Source organism: Spirosoma spitsbergense DSM 19989, assembly GCF_000374085.1.
GTDB lineage: Bacteria > Bacteroidota > Bacteroidia > Cytophagales > Spirosomataceae > Spirosoma > Spirosoma spitsbergense.
This window is the reverse complement of record NZ_KB893500.1, coordinates 36519-61296: the sequence shown is the minus strand read 5'-3', so window position 1 is coordinate 61296 and position 24778 is coordinate 36519. Positions and strand designations below refer to the sequence as shown.

Sequence of the window (24778 nt, the reverse complement as noted above, 5' to 3'; positions counted from 1 at the left end):
AAGGTGGCTTAGTTTTATGTACGAAACGGCTAACTGGATTAAAAGCCAATGTTCCATACCAGTCGGTAAGCTAGATTGTCTTGTGGTATTGGTAGCGCATTGGGACCCCATCGGTAAAAAACCCCCATGCCAACACCCACGTAGGCCACGTTAGCTATCCTCTGCCGATAGAGGTTATCCACCAGCAGGCCGCTCTCGAAAAACCCCCGTTCCAGCGTCTTTATTGGAATCCCTTCGTGGTAGTCCGGCGACCGCAGGCTTCCATAGGCAATGCCCTGTACGACAGACGGTTCGGGTCGAAACCATCTCACGGTGGGTTTGCCGAGCAACGTTTTGAAGTTGTGCGTCACGAACAGCGTTGCGTACCGGTCGGAGGTAAATTCGTACAAGTCCATCGTCTGGAAATGATTCGCTACCCAGATTGGGCTAAAGTCGTTCTTCGCTCCGCGGGCGTTGTACAGGTACGGATAGGGCAGTTGACCCCACAGGATACCCGCGGTCAGGTTCAGGTACGTTTCGCCCAGCCGTCGGTGCCGAATCAGTTGCTCGTAACGGGTGTTGAGTTTCGTGTAATTGTAGTGCCCACCCAGCAAACGGTTCATCACGCCCTGAACAACCTGCACCGACCACACCGGCGAAGGAGCCTGTGCCAGAATAGTGCCCTGCCCCACCTGAGCAAACTGCTCATTGTAGGCGTACCGAAACCCCGCGCTCAGTTCGGTCGTGCTGAAGCTGGTCATGGGCATATGTTCGTATTCGGGGGGGCGAAACAGGTACGTATAGGTAGGCGTACGGGTTTCGTCCGCGACCGAAAACGTTACCGTCGTGTGCTTAACGGCCCGAAATGACCACTCTACCCGCCACTGTTGCAGGCTGTCGGCTCGCGTGAATAGAAACGTGCGAAGCAGTTCATATGGAATCTGCGGGTAATCCCAGATGAAAAACTGAACATTTCCCGGCTCCGAGACATCAAACCGATAAGCCGCCGTGAGATACATGCGCCGGGCCGGATTCAACAGTAGCCGGGCGCGGCCTTCGTATTTAACGGCCTGGTCGCGAAAACCGTAGGATAGTTTGGCATCCAGCCGCAGCGTTTTGGAAAAAGCCGGGCTGGTAATCGGGTTGAGCGTGAGTCGTAATCCTTCGTACCGGTTGCCATCAAAAAACGTCTGGCTCGACATGTTCAGGTACTTACCTAACGGCACAACACCCGCCGTACCCCATTCGGCCAGGGTGGGGAGCATCTTTGTTTTAAACCGTGCCCAGCCCCGCAAGGCAGCTTGCCTGGCAAACAGGTCTTTTTCGGCAATGGTGAGTGAATCGAGCCGGTGCGTTTGCCAAAATTCCTCCGACCGGCGTGTACTATTATCGGCCAGCAACAGGGCTATTTCGCTGAAATTTTCGGCACGAAGGGGCAGATCTATCTGAATATTTGTCAGTAAACTGCGGGTTTCTACCTCCACAGCCCCCATTTTCAGAACGGATGACGGACTTATTATCCAGTTAGACCGAATCTCTACCGGGAACCAGTGTTTTTTTATTTGCTTGTAGGTCTGCTCGAATCGGAACCGAAGTACGGTTTTTGGGTCGGCTGGTTCGGCAGTAACATACGTCGGTGCAAAACTGCCCGACCGGATATGCAGGACCCCTTTCAGCCCCGAAATTCCCCGTCCCTTTTTTGGTTCGTATTCAATAACAAAAGTGCTGTCGCCGGGAGTATGTACCAGCGTATCGGCCAGATAAAAATCGTAGACAGCCGCGCTGTTGCGGGAGAGAGGATTCAAAAATGAAATGGGTTCGGTCATGCGGGGCAATCGAATCAGTATCGTTTCCTTATGAAATCCAAACGGTTGAAACATAGGGCGAAAACTAGCGAACAACGTAGCCTGCGTACCCGACGTGCGCGAACCGATTATTTCTTCGTGGTTGAGCGTAGGGGCCAGAAACTGCCGTATGGAGTAAGACTCATTCACATACAGCGGTTTTGTAACGGGCGTATCATGGACTGGTTTAGCCGCTTTCGTGTGGCTGATGGTGGATACGTGGTACCCTTCGTACTGAAAGGAAGCCAGTGCTTCGGGATTGTTGCGGGGGAGGTTTTGCGTAGCCTGTTCAATAATCCGGTGGGCAGGGTTAACCGCCTTTATCCGAACCTCATTTAGTGTCAGGTGGCTTTCTTTCAGGGTGATCCGGCTGGCTTCGGTGGTAGCAATCCGGCGTGTTTCGTAGCCTAATGACCGTACCAGCAGTGTATCATTTTTAGCCGGGACGGTCAGGCTAAATCGCCCGCTACTGTCGGCCATCGTGCCATTGGTGGTCTGCTCAACACCAACGGTGGCAAATGGAATACCCTGACCACTTCGTTCCGATACAACTTGCCCGTGCACCTTCACCTGTCCAAATACAGGATTCAGCATCAGCCAGAAAATGAGTCCGAGAAGTAGCAGTTTGTTCATTGTCGGCCTATCAATGGACAGAGTCAGGCAACGCTGAACCAGCAGTGCTGCGGAAAGATGACCAACTAACAGCAAGGGCTGTGCCAGAAATATTTCCTCAGTAAGTTGTTAAAATTCAATGGTATAGCTGATTTTTTTTGATAAGCCGAACCCGGATTTTTTCTGAAATAACGAGAGTGTTACGGTATTTCGGGAGAATAGAATCCCGTTTGCTATCGCTTGTTTACAGCAAACGTATAGGGAACGTAACACTGGCAATCGATAAGAAGATAAGCATCAGTGCCCGGTTTTGGGCGATGCACCGGTTGGATAGATTAGCAGGAGTTATCATATTTAGAATCTTTTTTCCTGATATCCTCCTATGATAAAACGCGTACTTTTTTTTCTGCTACTGGGTGGGTGATTACGTGTCTATTGCCCGAAAAGGGAAAGGAATACACAACTGGTAACTGGGCGCGATTACCGACGAAAACAGCCGTGACCTGCCTATAAACCTGGACTTCCTGGAACCTGGAAAAATATATGAGGCCATCCTGTATAAAGATGCCCCCACTGCCGACTGGCAAACCAACCCGGAGGTCTATGTGATGGGGAAAAAGACGGTAACGGCCACTACCTCTCTAACGGTTCATCTAGCCAAAGGGGGCGGTTGCGTCATTCAGTTCGTCTAACGCTGAAAGCTGACAGCAAGGCATAAAAAATCCCGATTCGGTGAATGAACCCACCGCCGGGATTTTTATGCACTCACGACAATCGTGTGCGTCAGCGTATATCCTGTTGCCACACTCCCCGATAGGGTACCTAACTCCATCGTGAAGCCATCCGAAAAGACCCCATCCCTTTCGTTGGTCGTATCCTGCGCTCCTTTTGTATAGCCTTTGGCCTGAGCCGTTGTATACACTGTATTCGTTACGTCATAAGGAAAGGCAATCTGGGTAACCAGCAGGGATTTGCCGGCTGCGTTGTAAATGTGTACGTGAATATGTGGTGCCCGACCTGAATACCAGCCCGGAAAAACAGATGTAAAACCAACCAGCCCGGTAGCATCGGTAGTCTGGCGGCCGCGCAGAAAATCGACCGTAGTCAGATTGACGCTCTGCATCCCTGACCCGCCGTATTCGGAGTAGTAACCGTCCTTATCGCAATGCCAGACATCCACAAGCGCACCCGCCAGGGCGGCACAACCGGCATTGGCGTTCTTGATGGTGATATTAACCGCCAGCGTTACGCCTGTACGCCCATCGGTGATATCTTTCCGAACAAAATTGGTTGGTACTTTTGTGGGAAAAGGCCCTTCTGTTTCCGTGGGTGTAACGGAGCAGTTGGTAGCCGAACTGCCATTTGTAGAACCCGTTGAGGAAGTACCGGGATCCATAATTTTTGTCTGGCATGCTCCTGCCAGCGGAGTAATGGCAGCTATGCCCAATAAGCCGGTAAAACCCCGTTTCAGAAATTCTTTGCGCTCCATAGTTTTCAGTAAGAAAGTACTTCTCTGATTGCCGTACCTATACGACACTCCTTCGCGAAGGGCCGCGCCATCAAGCTGGTTTGTGGCTGGCAGAACCGCAACATATCGGGTGACGTTATTAATCTGACTTACGCGATACAAAGATCTTTCGTTGCAGTACGGGTATATCCGGTCGTAGAGGGGCGTATCGTTCTCCGTCTAAATCCTGTACTTTTGTAAAAAAATAATGGCCAACAGAAACCCACGTTTCTCAGGCAACCCTATAAACGGATTACGTCATGCCAGGAATGGAATTTTTTGGAGCCGCTGAGCGCAGTGAAATCAACGATGTGCTGGAAACCGGTATCCTGTTTCGGTACAACCACGAAGCACAACGCAATAACGTCTACAAAGCCCGTGAATTTGAAGCGGAAGTAGCTAAACTAGTTGGGGCGAAATACGCCCACGCCGTATCGAGTGGCTCAACGGCTGCTTTGTGCGCTATGGCGGCCGCTGGTATTGGGGCCGGTGATGAAGTTATCGTACCCCCTTTCACGTATATCGCTACCATTGAAGCGGTACTGATGATTGGTGCTCTGCCCGTTTTCGCGGACATTGACGACACCATCTGCCTCAGTGCGGAAGGTATTCGTAAGGCCATTACGCCCCGTACCAAAGGTGTTTGCCTGGTACATATGTGTGGACAAATGGCCGATATGGACGCTATTATGGCGGTCATTAAGGAGCACAACCTGGTACTGGTTGAAGATGCCGGACAGGCGATGGGGGCCAGCTACAAAGGGATTTCAACGGGCCTTTGGGGAAAAACGGGTGCTTATTCGTTCGATTTTTTCAAGATTGCCACGGCGGGTGAAGGCGGAATCATGGTGACGAACGACGAAACGGCTTATAAGCACGCTGACTCCTATTCCGACCACGGCCACGACCATATAGGTAGTAACCGGGGTATGGAGCAACACCCCATTTTGGGCTTCAACTACCGTATTAGCGAACTTCACGCGGCTGTTGGTTTGGTGCAAACCCGCCGGGTCCCTGAAATTATCGGCAGTAACAACCGCCATAAAAAGCAGTTGATGGATGCGCTGGGTCAGGTACCGGGTGTTTCGTTTGCGCGTATACCCGACCCGGATGGCGATTCTGGTACCTTCCTGAACCTGCTGCTACCCGATACCGAAACGGCCGGACGCGTAGTAACCGAGCTTAATGCTGCGGGTGTGGGTGGTTTCAACTACTGGTTTACGAACATGTATCACTTCATCAATCAGTGGGACCATATCAAGGAGATGCGGACGGCTTCGGCCCTGCCTATCGAGAAGTTCGGAGCACCGCAGGACTACAAGAATCTCGATATTCCCAATGCGCAGGCTGTTATTGGTCGATTGATTTCGTTCGGTGTCCGGGCTACCTGGACCCCGGAGGAAGTAGCAGCCCTGGCGTCGAATATAGAAGCCGCCGTTCGAAAGGTAGTACTGGTCGAAGCCTGATGCCAACGCTGTTCACGGAGGGGAGTTTACGCTTCTTCTTTGTTATGTTCGACTTGTTGAATGAGCCTTTCCATTTGCACGTTGGTGATGGCGGTAGAAAGCTATGTAAATATTGGATTTTTGCCGATAGTAGCATCGAACTGGCTGAATCAAAAGGCTTTAAACAGCGTGAACTGAACGGCATTTACACTACCTTACAAACCCGAATGAGTCAAATTCAGGAAGCTTATGGAGACTATTGCACAAAAAATAAAATCCAAATCAACTACAAAACAAGGTGGAGTAACTGATTCTGTTTCCATCGCCGAACTGCCAATCCTGGCGAACGTCCGGGTAGATGAGGAGCGTGTTTATTTTGATTTAGAAGATGGTCGAATCATAGCCTGGCCGTGGTCGTGGTCGGAGTTACTGACGAAAGCAACGCCCGAACAGCGGCAAAACTTTACTCATTCGGCTTATCATGTTTTTTGGGATGAACTGGACGAAATTATTGGGGTGAAAAATGTGCTCTATCCGGTTAAACTACAACAGCCCAATTCGCCAGCTTTCGATAAAAAATAGTATAAAATCTGTCATGCATAAAAATTTTAAAGGCATCGAGAAGACCGTTTTTGGTCGGGGAAGTTTTTCTCAGCTCGACGAAATTATTGCTCCCCATCGGGCTGATAACGAAGGCTATTTCGTTTTTCTGGTCGATAACTACTTCAAAGGAAAACCCCTCGAAAGCCGGGTGCCCGCCCACGATGAAGACCTGACCTATTACATCAGCGTCGAAGAACACGAGCCGACGACCAGTCAGATTGACCAGCTTCGCGATGAGATTCTGGCCAAAAAGGGTCTTCCATCCGGTGTGGTTGGTATTGGCGGGGGAAGCATCATGGACATTGCCAAGGCACTCTCGCTGATGCTCACCAACGAAGGCTCCTCGACGCTGTATCAGGGCCTGAACCTGATCAAAAAGCCGGGTATTTACCACGTGGGCGTTCCCACCATTTCGGGTACCGGTGCCGAAGTGTCGATGACGGCGGTGTTGACAGGCCCGGAGAAAAAACTGGGTCTTAAATGCGAATGGACCGTGTTTAACCAGGTTATCCTCGACCCCGAACTGATTGCTACTGTACCGCGCAACTGGTGGTTTTATACGGGTATGGATACGTATATTCACTGCATCGAATCGGAAAACGGAAACCTGAACAATGCCTATTCGCACGCTTATGCCGACCAGTCCATGAAACTCTGCCGGGAAATTTACCTCGGTGAGCAATCGGGGCAAACGCCGGAAAACGACGACAAGCTAATGGTGGCTTCGCTGATGGGCGGGCTGAGTCTGACGTATTCTGAAGTAGGCGTTTGCCACGCGCTTAGCTACGGGCTGTCCAAGATTCTGGGCATGCGTCACTGTTACGCCAACTGCCTTATCATGAATCATCTGGAAGACTATTATCCGCAGGGTGTGGCCGAGTTCAGACACATGGTAGCCTATCACCAGATTGATCTGCCGCAGGGGTTGTCGAACGACTGGAACGACGACATCCTCACCCAGATGGCGCATGTATCGTACGGCCTGCCGCATATGTGGCTGCACGCCATTGGCGACAACTGGAAGGAGGTCATCACGATTGACGGGCTGAAAGATTTGTTCCGCCGGTTGTAAATCGAAACAACGAGTATGGAAACCAGACAACGAATTGTATCAAACCCTGATGTATTGACTGGCAAGCCAGTCATTGCCGGAACACGCTTGTCTGTTCCCTTTATTGTAGGATTACTGGCAAAGGGGGTAACACATCAGGAAATCCTGGCTGAGTATCCTTACATTATGGAAGAGGATATTCTGGCTTGTTTGGCTTATGCCAGTCAAATGCTTGAAAGTAGTACGCTTGTTCCACTAGCAGCCTGATGAAGTGGCTGGTTGATGAGTGTACAGGACCGTCGGTGGGGCGATGGCTACGTAGCGAAGGATATGATGTTTATTCTGTTGGAGAACAGTCTCCAGGCTGGTCTGACTGGCAGGTGCTAGCGCATGCTGTTAGTGAAAACAGGGTAGTTATTTCGAATGATAAAGACTCTGGGGAATTAGTTTTTAAATTCCATTTGTCGCATTGTGGGATTGTTCTGATGCGATTGGACGATGAACGTATAGAAAATAAAATAGCCATACTGAGTCGTTTTCTGGCTAGTTTTTCTGAGCCAATTACCCCGCAGCATTTTATTGTTATCACAGAAAAAGCAATGCGAATTACGCTTAACAAATAAAAAATATGTCTCAGAAAATTGTTCGCGTTGGCGACATCGAGTGCGGAGCGGATGAGTTGTTTCTCATCAGCGGCCCCTGTGTTATTGAGGATGAAAAAATAATGATGTCGGTGGCCGAGCAGCTCCGCGAAATCCAGGAGCGGGTTGGCATCAAAATCATCTATAAGTCATCGTTCCAGAAGGATAACCGGTCCAGCCTGAATTACTATAATGGTCCCGGTCTCGATAAAGGCATGAAGATTCTGGCCAAAGTAAAGGAACAGTTCGGCTTCCCACTGCTGACGGACGTTCACTACCCTGACCAGTGTGCTGCGGCTGCCGAAGTCGTTGATGTGCTTCAGATTCCGGCGTACCTGTGCATGCAAACGATGCTGGTGGTGGCTGCTGCCAAAACGGGCAAGGTTGTCAATGTGAAGCACGGTCAGTTTCTGGCCCCGGAGAACATGAAGCACCCGGTCAAAAAGATTGAAGATTCGGGCAATGACCAGATTATCCTGACCGAGCGCGGTTTCACCTTTGGCTACAACGACCTGGTAGTTGACCCGCGGGCTTTTTACCACATGGCCCGCACCAACTACCCGGTTGTGTTCGACGTAACGCACGCTATCCGTAAGTATGGTATCCCATCGGCCGATGCTAAAGGCGGGGCGCGTGAATACCTGCCCGTGCTGGCCCGTGCCGGCGTGGCTGCGGGTGTGGATGGTCTTTTCGTAGAAACGCACACGTGCCCCTCAGAAGCTCTTTGCGACGCGGCCAGTCAACTGGATATTCGTTTTCTGGAGGAATTCCTGAAACCGCTTATTGAACTACACGCGGTGGAAGTAAAATACCGGAACACCCTGCCCGAACTGACTTAAATAACTTTTATCCTGTGGCAAAAAGGAGACCGGGCCGTGGGGTCAGTTATGAGTAACTGACCCCACGGCCCGGTCTCCTTTTGTGGGTAACTCCCTAAGCGGAAGCCTGTTTCAGTATCTCCTCCACCGTCAACGCTTCCAGCGAGGGTGCAACCATATCTGCTTTCGTAAGCACATCGGGCGTTCCGATGCCAACTACGAACATGCCCGCCCGTTTGCCCGCTTCTACCCCCGCAACGGCATCTTCAAACACCACACATTCGGCCGCGCTGAGGCCCAGTTCTTCCGCTCCTTTGGTGAACACTTCCGGGTCTGGTTTGCCTTTGCTGATTTTGTTCCCGTCAATGATAGCATCGAAGGCATCGGTCATGCCAATCCGTGCCAGAATCATTGGGGCATTTTTGCTGACGGAGCCAAGCGCGGTTTTCAGACCGGCCTGCCGAACCTGCGCGAAAAAAGCGGGTACCCCCGGTAGAATATCATTGGAGGTCATTCGGCTAACCAGTTCCAGATACCATTCATTTTTTTGGGTAGCCAGTTCGGTTTTTCGCTCATCGGGTAACGTAAGGCCACCGTGGGCCAGAATCAAATCCAGCGAATCCATTCGGCTAACGCCTTTCAACCCTTCGTTGAATTCCTCCGAAATATCGAAGCCAAGTTCGTTGGCCAGCCGTTTCCAGGCTTGATAATGATAGATAGCGGTATCGACAATGACCCCATCGAGGTCGAATAAGAAGGCATTAATGGACATAATTTTTCAGGTTGGCGAATGGCAAAAGTAGCCGATTCAGCGATTGATGATGCGCTGCAAAAAAAAACTTACCCCAGAATTTGCAAAACCAGAAAGCATATAGTTTACTTTGTATCACAAAGTACTTTTAGTTATAAACTATATGGAACCTTCATTTCCCTCCGAGCAATCAATGTCCATGTTTGACCGTATAAACCGCTGGGTTCGTACCTCTACCATGCTAAAACTGGCCGTTATCGGTATACTGGTGCTGGTCCTGCTGATTCCAACGGCCATGCTGCAATCATTGATTTCGGAACGGGAGTCGACGCGTAACATGGCCGTGGCCGAGGTGAGTTCAAAGTGGGGAGCGGAGCAGGTCATCGGTGGGCCGGTACTATCTGTACCGTACGAAACGACGGTGAACGATGCGAACGGACAGGTTCAGCGTCAGACGGAGTACGCTCATTTTTTACCCGACGAGTTGCAGTTTGATGGGAGTATTCGGCCGGAGAAGCGCAGCCGGGGTATTTTTACCGTTATGCTTTACAATACCCGGCTCAACATCAAAGGAACGTTTAAGAAACCTTTGGTAGCCTCTCTGGGGTTGTCGGCCAGTGCGATGCGATGGGACAAGGCCTTTTTGTCGCTTGGCATCAGTGATGTAAAAGGTATTCGGGAAGCCATAAAGTTTCGGTTAAATGACCGGCTGGTCGAAGCCGAACCCGGCATTGCGGGGGGGGATATTCTGCCATCGGGCGTCAGTATTCCCCTGGCACTGAATGCCGACACGTACGCGTTCGAAACTACCCTCAACCTGAATGGGAGCACGCAGTTGAGTTTTTTGCCACTGGGTAAAGAAACGCGGGTGCGGCTGCAATCGCCCTGGTCTACGCCCAGTTTTACCGGTTCCTTCCTGCCCGACCAGCGACGCATCACGGCCAGTGGTTTTGAGGCAAACTGGAAGGTATTGCAGTTCAACCGGAATTTTCCGCAGCAGGGTATCGGCAATTTTTTAACCAGGTCGGGGAGGGGAGAGGTAGTCAGTCCCGGTCAGCAGCCCAGTGAACTACCGTCGTTTGGGGTTAAACTTTTACTACCGGTGGATGAGTATCAGAAGACGATGCGCTCGGCCAAGTACGGTATCATGTTCGTCATGCTGACGTTCGTTGCTTTTTTCTTCGTCGAAATCCTCGACCGTCGGCGTATCCATCCCATTCAATATCTGCTGGTTGGTTTTGCCATCTGCCTGTTTTATCTGCTGCTGCTATCCATCTCTGAACACATGCCGTTCGACTGGGCGTACCTGATCGGGAGCGTTATTATCCTGGTACTAATCACCGGCTACGTCCGCTATGTTTTTCGAAATGTACGCCTGACGGTTTTATTCAGTACCGTGCTGGCGTTGCTGTACGGGTTTTTCTACTCGCTGCTGCAACTGGAAGATTATTCCCTGCTGCTGGGTAGTTTTGGCTTACTCCTCATGCTGGGCATAATCATGTACCTGACCCGCCACATCGACTGGTACCAGGCGTATGAACCGGCGGACGTGGTAAAGGCGTAGCGTCGTTGGTGTTAAATAAGGGAGGATGTGTATTTTTGGGCTAATCATTTTCTTATTCCTGCCATTACCCCAAATTACCTGATTATGTCCTTAACGAACCAGTACCTACAAAAAGCCAGGGCGATTCTGGATACGGCTGAGCAACAGGCCGATGCCATTCAACAGGCGGCCCAATGGTTTAGCCAGACGATTCTGGCGGGTCGGATGGTCCATTTATTCGGTAGTGGGCACAGCCGGATTATGGTGGAGGAGATGTGGCCCCGCTACGGCTCGTTTGCGGGTTTCAATCCTATTGTGGAGTTATCCCTTTCGTTTCATAATCTGGTGGTAGGCGCCAACGGACAGCGGCAGGCCATGTTTCTGGAAAATGTGCCGGGCCTGGCCCAGCGGATTTTACGTAACTATGATCTTTCGGAGCAGGATTCGGCGCTGGTCATTTCGTCCAGTGGCTGCAACGTCGTTCCTGTCGAAATGGCCGAACTGTTTCAAGAGCGGGGTATCAAAGTGGTGGCGCTGATTACGAAACAACACGCTGAAAAAAGTGCCAGCAAGCGCCCGGATGGGAAGAAGCTGAGTGACTTTGCGGATTTGATTCTGGATACCGGGGCACCCGCAGGCGATGCCATGGTAAACGTTCCGGGCCTGGATACGCCGGTAGCACCGGGGTCAACGGTGGGCGGGGCCGTGCTGGTCAACTGCATCAAGGCCGAAGTCGCCGGGTTGCTCACGCAGGCTGGTTATCCGCCCAGGGTGCTATCGGCTGCTAATGTAGTGGGAGCGGAGCGGGCCGTGTCGTTGTTTGAAAGCGCGTATGACGAGCATGCTCACCGGCTGGCTAAACTTTACGAACGCGTGGGTATTCCCTCGTACGTCAGTGAACCGCAAAAACCGGTAGTTCCCTGACACTGCTCCTCAAAAACTGTTCGGATGCAGACAGTTTTACCAGTAATTAACGATTAATTCGAACTATTGGGGCAGGGACTGGGGCATATCAGCCGCACAAAGCCGTCTATATGGGAAAAAATACACTAAAGACTGACCCCTGATCGGGTTGGCTCGCAGCCGTAATAGCCCCGCCGTAATTAGTAACGACTTTTTCGCAGATGGCCAGGCCAATGCCCGTACCCGCAAAGGTACTCCGATTATGGAGTCGCTGGAAAACGTCAAAAATGCGTGTCAGGTACCTTTCATCAAAGCCAATGCCGTTATCAATTACATCGATCTGGTGGTACATGTCGGTAGCTTTTGCCGGTTTCACCGTATTGGATAAATCAGCCGCTTTTACCGTTCGGGCGGTGATTTGAATGTGGGGAACGGTATCCGCCCGGCGAAATTTCAGGGCGTTGCTAAGCAGATTCTGGAAGAGCTGATTCAACTGAGAAGCTTCACCGATTATGGTTGGTAATACACCGACATTCACGATGGCTCTGGTTTCTGCAATGGTCAGGTCTAAATCAGTTACTACCGATTGCATCAGATCATTGAGTACCACCAATTTACTCGTATCACGCCGGATGGATAGGCGCGAATAGTTGAGCAGGTCCCGAATCAGGGTCGACATGCGACCGGCGGCACTCTGCATACGATCCAGATAATCCAGTCCTTCGCTGGAGGTTGATGCGAACTCTTTTTTCAATAGGTCGCCAAACGCCTGAATTTTGCGTAACGGCTCCTGCAAATCGTGCGAGGCTACGTACGCAAACTTCTGGAGGTTATCGTTCGACCGTATCAGTAAATCGTTGGCTTCTACTAAGTCTTCGTTGACCGTGAGCAATTCCTTCGTCCGCTGTTGTACCTGCTGCTCCAGTTCAACCGATAGTATTCGGTAACGTTCTTCACTTTCTTTCAGGGCTGCATTGGTTTTTCTTAGTTCCAGCATATGCACAACCTGCCTGGCCAGGGTTTTTAGTGCCGCCAACTGATTTTGGGACAACTGGCGGGCGGTCTGATCGATAACGCAGAGGGAACCCAGGGCGAAGCCATCCGAATCCACCAGTGGCACACCCGCATAGAAAACAATGTTTGGATCACCCGTCACCAGCGGATTCCGGGCAAATCGCTCATCTTCTCTCGAATCCGTAACCACCATCATTTCGCTTGGGTTGAGGATGGCATGCGCACAAAAAGCAAGTTCACGGGATGTTTCCCGAATGGGCAGGCCATGGTTGGATTTGAACCACTGCCTTGTTTCATCGATAAGGCTTATGAGGGAGATAGGCGTCTGACAGATTTCGGAAGCGAGTTTGGTGATATCGTCGTAGTCCTGTTCGGGCAGTGAGTCCAGGATATCATACTTTTTTAACGCATCGATTCGGTTACTTTCCACTGTATAAGGTAGATGAGTCTTCATAGGCTACTAGTGAAACAGGGGGCGCAGAAAAAATCAGCCAGTTTCAAAATTAGGGAAAACTGAGCCAAATCAAGTATTGTTTACTTTCTTTTCGGAAAGTGCTGACCGAAAGAAATCTTGTAGCGCGTTGTTTCTGTCTAGTAGTCTTTCAGCAGGATAATCACGATGGAGCCGGTTATCATAATAGCCGAACCAATCAGCTTCTGACGGATGGCCTGCTCGTTGAACAGCCGGTGTCCAAAAAATACGCTGACAATGGCCGAAAGCTGGAATAATGACAACGCATAGCCAACGGGCATGTGGTCAAAAACGTAGTTGGTTGTAAACTGCATGGTACCGACACAGGCAACGAGAAAGGCGTATTGAGTACGGTTTGTTTGACTTATTTTGCTCAGTTCACTTTTTATATCCAGCCGATAAACAAACAGAAGAAGCCCGGAGAAAACAGCCCCGAACAAGCACCAGCTAACGAAAGCAATGGTTGTTGACGAGGCCAGTACCACTTTTTTGACAAATACCGCTTCCACCGCCGTCAGAACCATAGCCCACAGGCGAAACCGGATTTCGGGCTTCTTCAGCAATGTCCAGGAAAATCGTTCTTCTGTGGTATCGAGCACGAAGTAGCTGCCGTAAATAATCAGCACAATACCCAGTACACCCCATCCATTGGGTATTTCTCCCAGCAGAAAAACGCCGATGATAATACTGACAACCGACTTATACGAATTAATGGGCGCCAGTACCGACAGGTCACCTTTCTGGAGCGCCTTTACTAGAAAACCGTTTCCCAACGCGCCTATCAGGCCGCCGAGAACCGAGTAATACCAGAATGAATCTGGCAGTGCCCGCCAGTTTATGCTAATCGCAACAGGAAAGCAGACTATCGATAAAAGCAGGTACGTAAAGAAATTGACCAACAGAGGGTGGTTTCCGCTGACCGTGAGCTGTTTCTGAAAAACGTTTCCGGTAGCATTGGAAAGGATTCTCAACAAAACGGCACCAGAAAGGAGAAAGGCCTCTATCAACTGATTGATGGTTTGTACCCGGTAAATTACACATAAAGTACCCTCATAAGGGCAGTATGCATGCTGAGACACGTCTACTCTTTGCAAACATAGATCTGTTTAGCGCTATTTTTCCTCATAGATTGGAAGTACGCAAACCATTTTACGGGTCAATTTACGGGTCATGCCATCCCTGGTCTCTACACGTAAATCAGCTGACTCAATCAAAATCTGGTCGCCGGCCTGAGCGTTGAGAAGTGAAAAATACAACGACGCCCCACCTGGATATATCATTATCCGTCTGCCATTTCGAATCAGGTATTCATACGTATTTTTTACGATCACAGCAGGCTTTAGATAGGGGTATTTTTCGAGACTTTCATCCGTAAGTACTACCCTTAATTTAACTAGCTTAGACAAAACCGATGCACCTCGTTCAGGATTGATGGGTACTCCGTCCTCATACACCAACACCTTGTAAGTCGGCTCCCGGCTGGAAGGCTGGCTTTGCGATATGGCTGGAATTGCCGATAGGGAAACCCAGCCATAAAAGAAACACAGAAATGAGAGTGGGGGGCGCATTGGATAGGTCGTTATGGTGCATGATATGCCTATAACGAAACCGATAATAAAATCTTTTATCAGCATTTTTCCTTCCCTTATTTCAACGGGAAATTGCCTGAACAGACGTATTGGTCCTGTATTTCAGCTACTTGATAAAATAGTAACTGGCTCCGTACCGAACACAACGTGCAGATGGTCAGGACTGGGTTTGCGGTTGGCCGTAAGCAGGCTGGCAAAAACGTAGACCACAAACGAAGCGATAAACGCGGGGAAAACCTCGTGTACATCGGCCATTGATTCATAATTGGGTCGCACGCCAAACCGCCAGATGATGTTGACCACAATACCCGTTATCATCGACGCCACCGACCCTAAATCCGTACCCCAGCGAAAATACAGCCCTCCGAAAATAGTGGGCAGAAAACTGGCTACGTACACTGAACCCGCAAAGGCCGACAGCTCTACCACGCCCGCCGGCGGAAATAACGTGAAGTAATATACGAGAACGCAGTACAGCAGCATGACCAGCTTGGTTCGGGGAATGATGCGCTCAACGGGCATGGGTCGCCACACGTTCCAGATATCCTTAACCAGTGTGGTACCCACTACAAGTGTCACCGACGCCAGAGCCGCCATACCAGCCGCAAAAAGTCCCATCAGGCAGATACCACTGATGAGCGGACTATTGAACTTATTCAGCATGAAGCCCACTACCTCGTCGGTATTGTTGACCAGATAGGCGGCTTCTTCCGTCGAAACCATACCATGTACCAGCGCACCCAGCCCCATGACGCACACCAGCGATACGCCCATAAAAATGGGGGTCCAGGTCATAGCGAACTTCATGCCTTTCCGGTCCTTCACGGTATAGAACCGAATGAGGAGCTTGGGTTCTGAAATCTGTTTCATGCCCACCGACAGCCCAATCCCGGCAATGTACAGAAACGAGGTCAACTGTCCGAAACTAACTAACCCACTGCCAATGGGCGTTCCTTTTTTAGACACATGATCGACGTAAGCAATTTTGGCCATCAGCACATCGTACCCGCCCACGTACACAAAGGGCAGGGCCAGCATTAGAATCGCCACCGCAAACATCAGAATGCCCTGTACTGCATCCGTCCACATAATGCCGTACATACCCCCCGAAATGGTATAGAAGCAGGTGAAAAACAGCATAAAACCCGCACCATACATGTACGGTATGTCGAGAACCGATTGCAGCAGATGCGCGATTCCCTTGGCAATACCGGTCATGTACCAGACAGTAGCAAACAGGATAATGAAGGCCGACAGCACCCGGATACTCCGGGAAAGCGGACTCTGGTAGCGAAGCTGAAAATAGTCCGGCACCGTAAACGACTTGAGCCGGATACTCTGATTCCGCATCCGGGGACCAAGAATCATCCACGACACAACGCAGAAAATGGCCCAGAATAGCCCCACCCACGTCCACGACAGGCCGTACCGAAACGATTCACCCGCCTGCCCGATGTAGGTGTTGGTGCTGATAAACGTCGAGAAGAAAGCCAGCGAAACCACCCAGCCCGGTATCCGGCGGTTGGCCACGTAATATTCGCCAACGGTTTTGGCCGACTGGCGTTGCAGGTACCAGCCGAGCGTGATAATCAGGCCCAGATAAACCACCATGCATAGTAACACGGTGGCGTGGTTAGTGAGGTAGTTCATTTGGTGGGTTCTTTTTCCTTTTCGTCATCCTGCACGTCTATTTTCATAAACTGTACAGCAATGGCATTGACAATCATGATGACCAGAATGGCCCAGTACGGGAAGGCGGTTAGGAAATCCATCGGTCAGAAAAGTTGTTTGAGGTCGTTTTTTGTCACTTTGCCCATTGCGTTCCGGGGCAATTCGGCCACTACCCGGTACTGCCGGGGCACTTTATACGGCGGCAACTGCGTCCGTATCCATTGATTCAGTTCGGCCAGGTCAATGGGGTGCAGGGCTACCAGCACGGCGGCTACCGTTTCGCCCCATTCCTCATCGGGCAGGGCAATCACTCCGCAGTCGTCAATGGCCGGGTGGGTACGCAGCACCTCTTCAATTTCCAGTGCCGATAGTTTGTACCCGCCCGACTTGATGATGTCGATAGAACTGCGGCCCAGAATTTTATAACTTCCGTCATCTACCACGGCCACGTCGCCGGTACGGAACCAGCCGTCATCGGTAAAGGCGTCGGCCGTGGCCTGCGGGCGTTGCCAGTAGTCCAGAAACACGGTTGGCCCCTGCACCTGAATCTCTCCCGGCTGGCTATCGGCAACGGGTTGGTCGTAGTCATCGACCAGGCGAATACCCACACCCGCCAGCGGTTGGCCGATGTGGCCGGGAACGCGTTTACCCCGGTAGGGATTGCTGATAGCCATCCCGATTTCGGTCATGCCGTATCGTTCGAGCAAAATCTGTCCGCTTACCCGTTCCCATTTTTCCATCACCGTAACGGGCAACGCGGCCGAGCCGGAAACCATCAGCCGGAAGGGGCGCATCACGGCGGTCAGGGCTTCCTGATCCGGTGTGTGCAAACGCTCCCAGTAGGTAATTAGCTTAAAATAAATAGTCGGTACGGCCATGAAAAGGTTGATCGTTCCCCGCTGAAAAGCAGCAAATACATCGGCCGCCGAAAATTCAGGTAAAAACTCACAGCAGGCACCCGCCCACAGGGCACATCCAATCACGTTTATGATACCATGCACGTGGTGGAGTGGCAGTACACACAGAATATGGTCGGTGGGTTGCCATTCCCAGGCCGTTACGAGTGAAGTTATCTGGGCATCAAGGTTAGCGTGGGTCGTTACCACGCCTTTGGGTAAACTCGTCGTGCCGCTTGTGTACAGGATCATTGCCTTCCGCTCCGGCATCAGGTCGGGCAGAATTATGGCGTCGTATTCATCCAACTGCTCCAGTTCAATAAACCGAAGCTGCCGCGCTTCGACCAGGGGTTTGATGATGGTTGTATAACGAGCCGAAGCCACGACAATATCGGCCCCCGTGTCAGATAATACGTAGTCGAGTGAAGCGGGCGGATAGGTCAGGCAAAGCGGTACTGCCATGCCACCCGCCCGCCAGATACCCCACTGCACCCGAACGTAATCGAAACCGGGCATAACCATAAAAGCAACTCGCGCTTCGGCCAGGTCGGCCTGACCATTCAGCAACCGTTGCGCAAAATGGTCAGACTGCTCCAGCAACTGGTTATAGGTGTACGACTGTCCATCGGAGATGATGGCGGTATTTTTCGGATGAGCCTGCGCCTGCCGAACCAGATGTAACATAGAGTGAGCGGTTTAGCCAGTAAAGTTCAACGACTGTTTATCCTACTAGGTATGACCGAATCTCAATGTTTTTTTATGGATTCTCTACCAAAAATATGTCAGACTGAGCCGGGCGAAAAATGGGGTTCCGGGGGTGAAACAAATGTCGGTAATGGGTGCTGGTTCACCACGCAGGTGGCTTTCGGTGGCAAACTGCGTTTCTTTCCAGCGTACGTTGAACAGGTTTTGTACCGATAAGCCAAGGGTATAATTTCGATGACTGTAATTGGCCTGCAAATCATTGACGAAATAACCGGTTGCGACAATCGAATAATCGTCGGTAGCGGGCCGGTCGGCGATATACCGGTAGCGGATGGAACCACCGAAGCCGCTATTGCTTTTCAGCGACAGTCCGCCCGTTGAGGTAAACAGGGGTGCCAATGGTAGGTAATTCTGGCCCGTTTCTGAATCGATGGCGCGGGGAGTAGCCGTGTTCAGGTCTACGTCGGCGTACAGGTTGGCTCCGTCCGTCCGGTTGGTGATCTGATACCGGGCCGATACATCGACACCATACCGGCGCGACCGGCCACTGGGTTCCACTACGTTTTCGTCGCCCACGAAAATGAACTCCTGCGCCAGCCACAGATACCAAGCTGCGGCATTGATGAGCAGCCGGGGAAATGGCTTGACAATCAGCCCCAGATCGGAACCGTAGGCCGGTGGCAGTATACCCTTGCCGCCCTGTGGCACTACCACCCGTGCATCGTTGGAATGAAACCCTTTGCCCGAATTCAGGTAAAGCTGCACCCGTGGATTGATGGTGTAATAAAAATTCAGTTTGGGCGAAACGATGGCATCCGTCGCGTGCTTTGTGGTTACGGGTTGGGCCAGCAAATCCTCGTACTGACTCCGGAAATAGTCGACCCGCACCCCTGCATTGATCGTAAACCGATCCGACACCTCAATCAATTCATCGGCATATACGGCCGCGTTCAGTTCGTTGATGTTGCCAAAGTTCTTCTGTTCAAGGGTAATGACCCGGTCCTTCGTGTGCGACAGTTCGGTGTGGTGGGTTAAGTCCTGCCGGTATTGCGCTCCTATAGTGGTGTTCCAGTGGCTACGGCCAACGCGTGTTTCAACGGCGTAGCTGCCGTTGTAGCCAAACAGATTCCGGTGTTCTTTTTGTCGAATCTGATCGCCATTGATGGTGTCCTCCCTGAAAAAAGTGAAGTTGGAATACAGTTCAAAATTGTAGTTGCTGTAAAAAAACTGATTTTTGATCACGTGGTTTCGGGGCGTTACCGTTACGAGTTGGGCGTTGAAATTTGTCCGGCTGGTTTCGCCCCCTTCGGTTGGGTCGATGGACCCAAAAAAGTCGGTCAGGCCCGAGGCTACTGCCCGTTCGGGAATCTGACCGGAGTGGTTCCATTTGCTCCAGAACGTGGAGCCAGTCAGGGTCAGGTTAGTATTTGGTGCCAGATGTCCGTGGTATTTACCGACTACGTTTAGCCGTTTAAAGTGCTGCGGATTATCGAAATACGAATTGGTAAACGAATATTCCGATGCCAGATAGGCCGATTGATTTTTATCCCGTTCTTTCCGGATCGCCGGACCGCCGGACCGCCGGAACGTATTCAATAAATCTAACCCAGCCACGGCGCGGTAGGTACCATACTGACCGGTTTCGAGTTTCACGAAGGACCGGTCGAGGGCGGTGCGGGTTCTGAAATCGACCCAGCCGGCGGTGGTCAGGTTCCCTTTGTCGGCGCGATACGGTCCTTTTTTGAAATCGACGCCTTCTACCAGTTCGGGAATAACAAAATGCAGGTCGGCATACCCCTGCCCGTGCGCGTGCGACACCATGTTGACCGGCATACCGTCTACCGTCAGGCGAATATCGGTACCGTGGTCGAGGTCAAAGCCACGCAGGAAAATCTGTTCGGCCTTCCCTCCGCCCGCGTGCTGACCAATGAACAGACCCGGCACCAGCCGCAAAATCTCCTGCGAATTGGTGATTGGGCGTAGTTTGATGTCCATACTGCCGATCAGCTGCTGATCGTGCGCCCGCTGCGAGGAGACAACCACCTCGCTCAAGTAAACCGATGTAGCCGACAGGATGGTACTAACAAACGTAGTCTGGTCATCATGCACGACTACATCGATTAGTTGTGCCTTAAACCCCACGTGCGACAGTTCAATTTTGTAGGGGGCCGCTACCAGCCCGTCGAAGCGGTACTGGCCCAGTTCATTCGTTAGGGTGGCTTTACCCAGTCCCACCAGTTGCACCGTTACGCCCGCCAGGGGCAGGTTGGTTGCCTGATCGTATACCTTACCGGACGCATGACCAAGGTGGGCATACGATTGTACACTAACCAACCCTACAATCAGGACAGCGTATAGAAATTTCATCATTAATGCAAAATGGGGTGATTCAACACCCGTTTTTCCAGTCGTTCTATGCAGTATAAGGGATAACCTCACAAGCTGTAAGGACAGTTGTGCAGGAGTCGGGCGTAATACAATTATCTCAGTGCAATGGCAGGAGATAGCCGTAAGGCCGCTCAGGAAGAAGAACGTAAACAGCCACGTATGGCTGGAAGATAGCTCCGTACCCCACGGAATAGCCTGACGGTGTTGAATCGGCGGGGACTAGGCCAGCCTGGGAGGTATGGGTATAATATGGCCGTACCCGGGCGGGATGGCATACTGACCAACAATCAAGGGCTTGATTGCATCGGCGTAGATGGGTTCCTGCATCGGCCACTGCATGCCCGGCAGGCAATGGGAATCCACACCACTAACAATCGAAATTAGATTATGCTTAGGCGTGTCGGTCGCTTTCTGATACCGGCTGGCCAATGATTCCAGCAGGAAATTTTCCAGCCCATCCATGCGCATGTACCGGCATTCCTGATACTGCTTACCGGCCTCACTGGCTTGTACCAGCAAAAACTCCTGCTGATCTTCCGGGCGGCTAATGCAACCCAGGCCAACCACCAGCAGGTAGTTGATTAGCAGCAGAAGGGCGAGAGAACAGCGGAGCATTGGAATAAAGAGAACTATGTGTGTAAAAAAACTACAGCGTGTAATTTGGGTTTGTTTTGCGGGCAGCTGCCACTAATTTCTGGTGTTCGGCCGCATTGCCCAGGGCCAGTTCAATGGCTCCTGCTTCCTGTAATAATTCGGGGTCTTTACTGCCGGTACGCATAGCAACCTGCATGTGTTTTTGAGCATTTTTCAAGTCATGCTTATTGAAATACACCCAGGCCAGCGCATGGTTGACATCAATATTGTTAGGCCGTTTTTTATACTCATTCAGTCCATACACCAGTGCCGAATCCAGTTGACCCGTTTTGGTATAAAGCTTACATAATTCCAGATCGACCGCGTGGCCCGAACGGGCATCGTCATCCAGCATTTTAACCACTTCAGCGTATTTTTTGGTGGCTTTGTCCTTATTTCCCTGCAAGGCATATATGTCGGCCATTTGCTCGTGGAACGAAAATTCAGGCATTATTTTAGCCGCTTTATCCAGCGTGGCCAGCGCCTGATCATATTGCTTGCGGGCCTTCTGAATCCGGGCTTTTCCGGCCATCGCAAATGCATAGCTGGGCCGAAGAACCAAAATGCCATCGTACTGATTTTCGGCTTTATCCAGTTGACCGGTTGTTTCGTACAAATGACCCAGGGTGTTTTTGCTCCAGCACTGGGGTTCAGAACCGGGTAAACCAGCCTGCACGGCCAGTTTCATCGCTTCGATAGAACTAGGGTAACTGCCATAAATTTCGCGCAGGTACGAGGCCCGTGAGTAGGCTTCCAGCGAGGGCTTGAGTGCCTGCATCTTGTCGGACATGGTTACAGCTTCCTCGTAATTCCCTAACTCTACATTGGCATCGACCAGTACACCGTATACATAGGCATTGTTCGGGTTGATCTGACGGGCTTTTTCGGCCAGGTCGCGGGCTTCGGCAAACTGGTGCTGCGACATTTTGACGGATGCCTTAAAGGTAGTTGCCTCAAAGTTTTTTGGTTCCATTGCCAGCACGCCGTCCAGCACTTTCAAAATTGCCGGATAGTAATAAGGGTGCTCACCGGTAATCCGGGCTTCGGCCAGATAGATCATGGCAATCTGAAGCCGGGGCTTTACATCATTTGGCTCCTTTCTGATTTTGTCGTTCAGTTCAGCCACCTTTTCTTTTGTGCGCTGCCACTCCACAGCCGTAGCTAACTCACCCCGCCGTTCAAAAAGGGGCGGAATGTCCATAATGGATGTGCTCGCGGTTTCTGTTTTCTGTTTGCTGGTACAACCGGTTTGTGCCAGCAATAACAGAAAAAGAAACGCCGGAAGGCCTAGTAAAAAGACTTTTTTGCCAGAAGTAATAAATGCGTTCATATAGAGAGAGAATGAAGACGTATTAACAAAAAATAAGCCGACTGCGCGTAAATGTACGCAGTCGGCTTACCGGATTTTATTTAGTGACGAATTACTTTGATCGTCTGGCTACCCGTTGGCGTTACTGCCTGCAGGAAGTAGGTGCCTGGCTGTTCGCCCAATGGCAGCGTATGACGCTCGACCGTCCCCGCTTCAGAGATTGTTTTCTGATTGATAAACTGACCGCGACTGTTGGTAACGCCCAGTTTCAGCGTCTGACCAACGGCTCCGTTTACCTCAAACGTTACGTCGCTATTGGTGGTCGGGTTACCCAGCAGACGCATCGATAGCGGAGCTACATTTTCAGCCGCTACACGAGCCTGCCCACAGGGGGTACGGAAGTCGAAATTGTAGGTAACCATTGACGCTGGGTCACCCACATAACGAGCCCGTATCATGAGTATACGGCTGCTGTTCGCATCCATCCGCAAGGGAGCCTCAATTTGCTGGTTTACGTTAGTGCTCCACATCCCGTTCACCGTACCAGGAGCCAGATACTCAACTGTGCGGGCAGGGTCTCCACCAACACGACCGTAGGTAATAGCACCTGTACTACAGTTATAGGCTACTACCGTTGCCGACAGGGGACTTGTAACCGGCGTTTGAGGGCCCATGTACTGATTGCCGATAAACCCTCTCCATGGGTCCTGTACAAATGGGAAGGCAGCTTTCAGGGTCGTATCGTTTTTCGTTACACCGGCGGTGAAACCCAATACATTGCCCAGCATCGGTGTTACCGGACTTGGGCTAACGTTCGGCGTATAGTCGTCGTACCACAGACCAATGGCTGCCAGTACTACACCACCCACGGCCTGCAACTCAATCGTTGTCACGTCATCCTCCAGCCGGCGTCCGTTGGGGAAACCATCCATGTTGGGAATAAACTGTAGGTTGATGTTGGTGTAGGTCGAGTTGGTCAACCCCAGCACCGCTGCTCCCACCAGTCCCAATGAAGAGAAGTTAGGGTCATTGCGCGGGGTAGCGGGAACGGCCATATTCAGCCGCAGCATGTCACCCAGGGTGGGCAGGAAGTTGTTAATGAAGGGCTTGCCAGCAGCCAGAGGATTGCCTGCTTTGCCGGTAGCCAGTTGGTAAGGCTTCAGGTTAGGCACCCCCGTGTAGAAGATAGGCAGCAAATCCACTGCCCGTGGGCTGGCGTTATCAGGCAGTAATACACCCCCGAAAGCAGCTTCGGCCAGGGCCGTACCATCCAGGGCTGCATTGCCTTTCAGACCGAACAGGCCGGGCTTGCCATTACGGAAGTCAAACGAACCCAGTGATTTTGACTGAATACGCAGGGCTTTCAAACCTGGAACCGCACTACCAAACTGGGAATCGTCCATGTACAGGGCGAGTTCAGGGTTGGTGAAATACTTGGCGAACTGAAGGTCATTACCAGCGTAAGGCGTAACCGAGTTCCAGCGGTCTTTTTGTCCGATTGGGATAACAGCTTCGTTGGTCAGGGGCATGCCCAGACGGGACACCTGTACCCACTTGCCATCATAGCCTACATCACCAGCCGCGTACAGCGTCTTGATCATTTTACGGCTACTCGACGCCCATACACCGATGACATAATCGCCATCCAGAATGTTAGCTGCCTGCGCTACTGTTTTGCCACTCTTTTGCAACGTCGAAACGGGCACTTCAATGGCAATGGTATGACAGTTAAACTTGGCAACGGCATCGCGGGCCTGCGCTCCGGTGCGGAAGTTGCCCACGTCGAATATGCCACCCAGGTCAACGAAGAAGGGATCGTCGATCGGTCCGCAGAAAATCCGCTCTCCTGTCGATGCCGTTGTGATGGCTTTGGTAGCCAGTTCGTTGTAGCTACCTGCGCCTAAACCAACCGTTTTGTTCTCAATGGAACGGGGTCCAATATTAGCCGGTGGCACTACGCCATTGCTGATAATGGTCATCCAGGTTTGACCACCGTTGATGCTGCGTTCGCAGGTGTAGGTCGCCTTCTGGTTCTGCTTACCCAACCGGATGTTGAAAAACGTGGTTGGGTCTTCGTTTACTATTTTGAAGGTAAACCGGTAAGTGATGTCATCACCAGCCGTAGAGGCATTGTTCTTGACGTGAACTTCATACCGGATGTTCTCACCGAACGTGTACCAGTTTGGTCCACCCGCCGGGTCTTCAAACGGAATATAGTTGGCAATCAGGATGATTTTCTCCGCGTCGGTTGGACTCTTGAACGCATACACGTCGGTATTATCGGCCAGTGGATCATTGGAGATCAGCGGGGCTTCGCGGTGCGAAGAAGCCCTCACCTGGCTATAGGGCAGGTACATCAGTACCGCCATCAAAGCTATTGATAGTATTTTTTTCATTGTTTTTC

At 51.3% G+C, this 24778-nt stretch carries 23 protein-coding genes; 10 read left to right on the top strand and 13 right to left on the bottom strand.

Going from position 1 to position 24778, the window contains the following annotated elements; genetic code table 11:
* Window positions 1-38: 38 nt before the first annotated feature.
* The gene (locus tag B157_RS0112500) at window positions 39-2456 is read right to left on the bottom strand and encodes a DUF5686 and carboxypeptidase-like regulatory domain-containing protein (protein ID WP_020603668.1); all 2418 of its coding nucleotides are present in this window, start codon (window positions 2454-2456) and stop codon (window positions 39-41) included.
* A gap of 449 nt (window positions 2457-2905) precedes the next feature.
* Here B157_RS0112500 and B157_RS39720 point away from each other — a divergent pair, with 449 nt between their 5' ends.
* Window positions 2906-3127: a glycoside hydrolase family 97 C-terminal domain-containing protein gene (locus B157_RS39720; RefSeq protein WP_342664697.1), complete on the top strand. Its 222-nt coding sequence runs from the start codon at window positions 2906-2908 to the stop codon at window positions 3125-3127.
* A 65-nt stretch (window positions 3128-3192) separates the two neighbouring features.
* Here the strand turns inward: B157_RS39720 and B157_RS0112495 are convergent, their stop codons facing one another.
* Entirely contained in the window at window positions 3193-3924 is a 732-nt protein-coding gene (locus B157_RS0112495; RefSeq protein WP_020603667.1) for a dioxygenase family protein, read from the bottom strand.
* 278 nt (window positions 3925-4202) lie between these two features.
* Between B157_RS0112495 and B157_RS0112490 the strand changes: the two genes are divergently transcribed.
* The 7 genes from B157_RS0112490 to kdsA are packed head-to-tail and all read left to right on the top strand — an operon-like array spanning window position 4203 to window position 8521.
* Window positions 4203-5408, top strand: a complete 1206-nt coding sequence (locus B157_RS0112490) for a DegT/DnrJ/EryC1/StrS family aminotransferase (protein ID WP_026308663.1) — start codon at window positions 4203-4205, stop codon at window positions 5406-5408.
* Complete coding sequence (locus B157_RS40495) at window positions 5408-5698, top strand: DUF4160 domain-containing protein (RefSeq protein ID WP_084761804.1); 291 nt, start codon at window positions 5408-5410, stop codon at window positions 5696-5698. The genes B157_RS0112490 and B157_RS40495 overlap by 1 nt, the downstream gene beginning before the upstream one ends.
* The gene (locus B157_RS35175) at window positions 5637-5969 is read left to right on the top strand and encodes a DUF2442 domain-containing protein (RefSeq protein WP_020603665.1); all 333 of its coding nucleotides are present in this window, start codon (window positions 5637-5639) and stop codon (window positions 5967-5969) included. The genes B157_RS40495 and B157_RS35175 overlap by 62 nt, the downstream gene beginning before the upstream one ends.
* Before the next feature lie 13 nt (window positions 5970-5982).
* Window positions 5983-7062: an iron-containing alcohol dehydrogenase family protein gene (locus B157_RS0112480; protein ID WP_020603664.1), complete on the top strand. Its 1080-nt coding sequence runs from the start codon at window positions 5983-5985 to the stop codon at window positions 7060-7062.
* Between the two features lie 15 nt (window positions 7063-7077).
* Window positions 7078-7308: a DUF433 domain-containing protein gene (locus B157_RS0112475; RefSeq protein WP_020603663.1), complete on the top strand. Its 231-nt coding sequence runs from the start codon at window positions 7078-7080 to the stop codon at window positions 7306-7308.
* A complete protein-coding gene (locus B157_RS0112470; protein ID WP_020603662.1) occupies window positions 7308-7664 on the top strand; it encodes a DUF5615 family PIN-like protein in 357 nt (118 codons plus the stop codon). Before B157_RS0112475 ends, B157_RS0112470 begins: the two co-directional genes overlap by 1 nt.
* Window positions 7665-7669: 5 nt before the next feature.
* Window positions 7670-8521 carry a 3-deoxy-8-phosphooctulonate synthase gene (gene kdsA, locus B157_RS0112465; RefSeq protein WP_020603661.1) on the top strand — a complete coding sequence of 284 codons (852 nt, stop codon included), beginning with the start codon at window positions 7670-7672 and terminating at the stop codon, window positions 8519-8521.
* 94 nt (window positions 8522-8615) lie between these two features.
* Here kdsA and pgmB read toward each other — a convergent pair whose 3' ends face one another.
* Entirely contained in the window at window positions 8616-9272 is a 657-nt protein-coding gene (gene pgmB / locus B157_RS0112460) for a beta-phosphoglucomutase (RefSeq protein ID WP_020603660.1), read from the bottom strand.
* A 142-nt stretch (window positions 9273-9414) separates the two neighbouring features.
* Between pgmB and creD the strand changes: the two genes are divergently transcribed.
* A complete protein-coding gene (gene creD / locus B157_RS0112455) occupies window positions 9415-10815 on the top strand; it encodes a cell envelope integrity protein CreD (protein WP_245565073.1) in 1401 nt (466 codons plus the stop codon).
* An 84-nt stretch (window positions 10816-10899) separates the two neighbouring features.
* Window positions 10900-11718, top strand: coding sequence for a sugar isomerase domain-containing protein (locus tag B157_RS0112450; protein ID WP_041952063.1), 819 nt, complete (start codon window positions 10900-10902; stop codon window positions 11716-11718).
* A gap of 106 nt (window positions 11719-11824) precedes the next feature.
* On the opposite strand, the gene B157_RS0112445 is transcribed toward B157_RS0112450, so the two are convergent.
* From B157_RS0112445 to B157_RS0112400, 10 genes are all read right to left on the bottom strand, one after another.
* A complete protein-coding gene (locus B157_RS0112445; RefSeq protein WP_020603657.1) occupies window positions 11825-13141 on the bottom strand; it encodes a sensor histidine kinase in 1317 nt (438 codons plus the stop codon).
* A gap of 161 nt (window positions 13142-13302) precedes the next feature.
* On the bottom strand, window positions 13303-14157 hold the full coding sequence (locus B157_RS0112440) for an EamA family transporter (protein WP_245565072.1): 855 nt from the start codon (window positions 14155-14157) through the stop codon (window positions 13303-13305).
* Window positions 14158-14295: 138 nt separating this feature from the next.
* A complete protein-coding gene (locus B157_RS0112435; RefSeq protein ID WP_157618412.1) occupies window positions 14296-14751 on the bottom strand; it encodes a hypothetical protein in 456 nt (151 codons plus the stop codon).
* Window positions 14752-14874: 123 nt separating this feature from the next.
* Window positions 14875-16422, bottom strand: a complete 1548-nt coding sequence (locus B157_RS0112430; protein WP_245565071.1) for a sodium:solute symporter family protein — start codon at window positions 16420-16422, stop codon at window positions 14875-14877.
* Window positions 16419-16544: a hypothetical protein gene (locus B157_RS40085; protein ID WP_020603653.1), complete on the bottom strand. Its 126-nt coding sequence runs from the start codon at window positions 16542-16544 to the stop codon at window positions 16419-16421. The genes B157_RS0112430 and B157_RS40085 overlap by 4 nt, the downstream gene beginning before the upstream one ends.
* A 3-nt stretch (window positions 16545-16547) precedes the next feature.
* On the bottom strand, window positions 16548-18023 hold the full coding sequence (locus B157_RS0112420) for an acyl-CoA synthetase (protein ID WP_020603652.1): 1476 nt from the start codon (window positions 18021-18023) through the stop codon (window positions 16548-16550).
* An 84-nt stretch (window positions 18024-18107) separates the two neighbouring features.
* The gene (locus B157_RS0112415) at window positions 18108-20411 is read right to left on the bottom strand and encodes a TonB-dependent receptor (protein WP_026308661.1); all 2304 of its coding nucleotides are present in this window, start codon (window positions 20409-20411) and stop codon (window positions 18108-18110) included.
* Between the two features lie 240 nt (window positions 20412-20651).
* Window positions 20652-21047: a hypothetical protein gene (locus tag B157_RS0112410; RefSeq protein WP_020603650.1), complete on the bottom strand. Its 396-nt coding sequence runs from the start codon at window positions 21045-21047 to the stop codon at window positions 20652-20654.
* Window positions 21048-21078: 31 nt separating this feature from the next.
* The gene (locus B157_RS0112405; RefSeq protein ID WP_020603649.1) at window positions 21079-22395 is read right to left on the bottom strand and encodes a tetratricopeptide repeat protein; all 1317 of its coding nucleotides are present in this window, start codon (window positions 22393-22395) and stop codon (window positions 21079-21081) included.
* An 80-nt stretch (window positions 22396-22475) separates the two neighbouring features.
* Entirely contained in the window at window positions 22476-24743 is a 2268-nt protein-coding gene (locus B157_RS0112400) for a DUF4331 family protein (RefSeq protein ID WP_020603648.1), read from the bottom strand.
* Between the last annotated feature and the right edge of the window lie 35 nt (window positions 24744-24778).

Excerpts from the sequence above, each read along its gene's own strand:
- B157_RS0112500 (WP_020603668.1), bottom strand. The coding sequence starts at position 2,456 with ATGAACAAACTGCTACTTCTCGGACTCATTTTCTGGCTGATGCTGAAT.
- B157_RS0112495 (WP_020603667.1), bottom strand. The coding sequence starts at position 3,924 with ATGGAGCGCAAAGAATTTCTGAAACGGGGTTTTACCGGCTTATTGGGC.
- B157_RS0112490 (WP_026308663.1), top strand. The coding sequence starts at position 4,203 with ATGCCAGGAATGGAATTTTTTGGAGCCGCTGAGCGCAGTGAAATCAAC.
- B157_RS40495 (WP_084761804.1), top strand. The coding sequence starts at position 5,408 with ATGCCAACGCTGTTCACGGAGGGGAGTTTACGCTTCTTCTTTGTTATG.
- B157_RS35175 (WP_020603665.1), top strand. The coding sequence starts at position 5,637 with ATGGAGACTATTGCACAAAAAATAAAATCCAAATCAACTACAAAACAA.
- B157_RS0112480 (WP_020603664.1), top strand. The coding sequence starts at position 5,983 with ATGCATAAAAATTTTAAAGGCATCGAGAAGACCGTTTTTGGTCGGGGA.
- B157_RS0112475 (WP_020603663.1), top strand. The coding sequence starts at position 7,078 with ATGGAAACCAGACAACGAATTGTATCAAACCCTGATGTATTGACTGGC.
- B157_RS0112470 (WP_020603662.1), top strand. The coding sequence starts at position 7,308 with ATGAAGTGGCTGGTTGATGAGTGTACAGGACCGTCGGTGGGGCGATGG.
- kdsA (WP_020603661.1), top strand. The coding sequence starts at position 7,670 with ATGTCTCAGAAAATTGTTCGCGTTGGCGACATCGAGTGCGGAGCGGAT.
- pgmB (WP_020603660.1), bottom strand. The coding sequence starts at position 9,272 with ATGTCCATTAATGCCTTCTTATTCGACCTCGATGGGGTCATTGTCGAT.
- creD (WP_245565073.1), top strand. The coding sequence starts at position 9,415 with ATGGAACCTTCATTTCCCTCCGAGCAATCAATGTCCATGTTTGACCGT.
- B157_RS0112450 (WP_041952063.1), top strand. The coding sequence starts at position 10,900 with ATGTCCTTAACGAACCAGTACCTACAAAAAGCCAGGGCGATTCTGGAT.
- B157_RS0112435 (WP_157618412.1), bottom strand. The coding sequence starts at position 14,751 with ATGCGCCCCCCACTCTCATTTCTGTGTTTCTTTTATGGCTGGGTTTCC.
- B157_RS0112430 (WP_245565071.1), bottom strand. The coding sequence starts at position 16,422 with ATGAACTACCTCACTAACCACGCCACCGTGTTACTATGCATGGTGGTT.
- B157_RS40085 (WP_020603653.1), bottom strand. The coding sequence starts at position 16,544 with ATGGATTTCCTAACCGCCTTCCCGTACTGGGCCATTCTGGTCATCATG.
- B157_RS0112420 (WP_020603652.1), bottom strand. The coding sequence starts at position 18,023 with ATGTTACATCTGGTTCGGCAGGCGCAGGCTCATCCGAAAAATACCGCC.
- B157_RS0112415 (WP_026308661.1), bottom strand. The coding sequence starts at position 20,411 with ATGAAATTTCTATACGCTGTCCTGATTGTAGGGTTGGTTAGTGTACAA.
- B157_RS0112410 (WP_020603650.1), bottom strand. The coding sequence starts at position 21,047 with ATGCTCCGCTGTTCTCTCGCCCTTCTGCTGCTAATCAACTACCTGCTG.
- B157_RS0112405 (WP_020603649.1), bottom strand. The coding sequence starts at position 22,395 with ATGAACGCATTTATTACTTCTGGCAAAAAAGTCTTTTTACTAGGCCTT.
- B157_RS0112400 (WP_020603648.1), bottom strand. The coding sequence starts at position 24,743 with ATGGCGGTACTGATGTACCTGCCCTATAGCCAGGTGAGGGCTTCTTCG.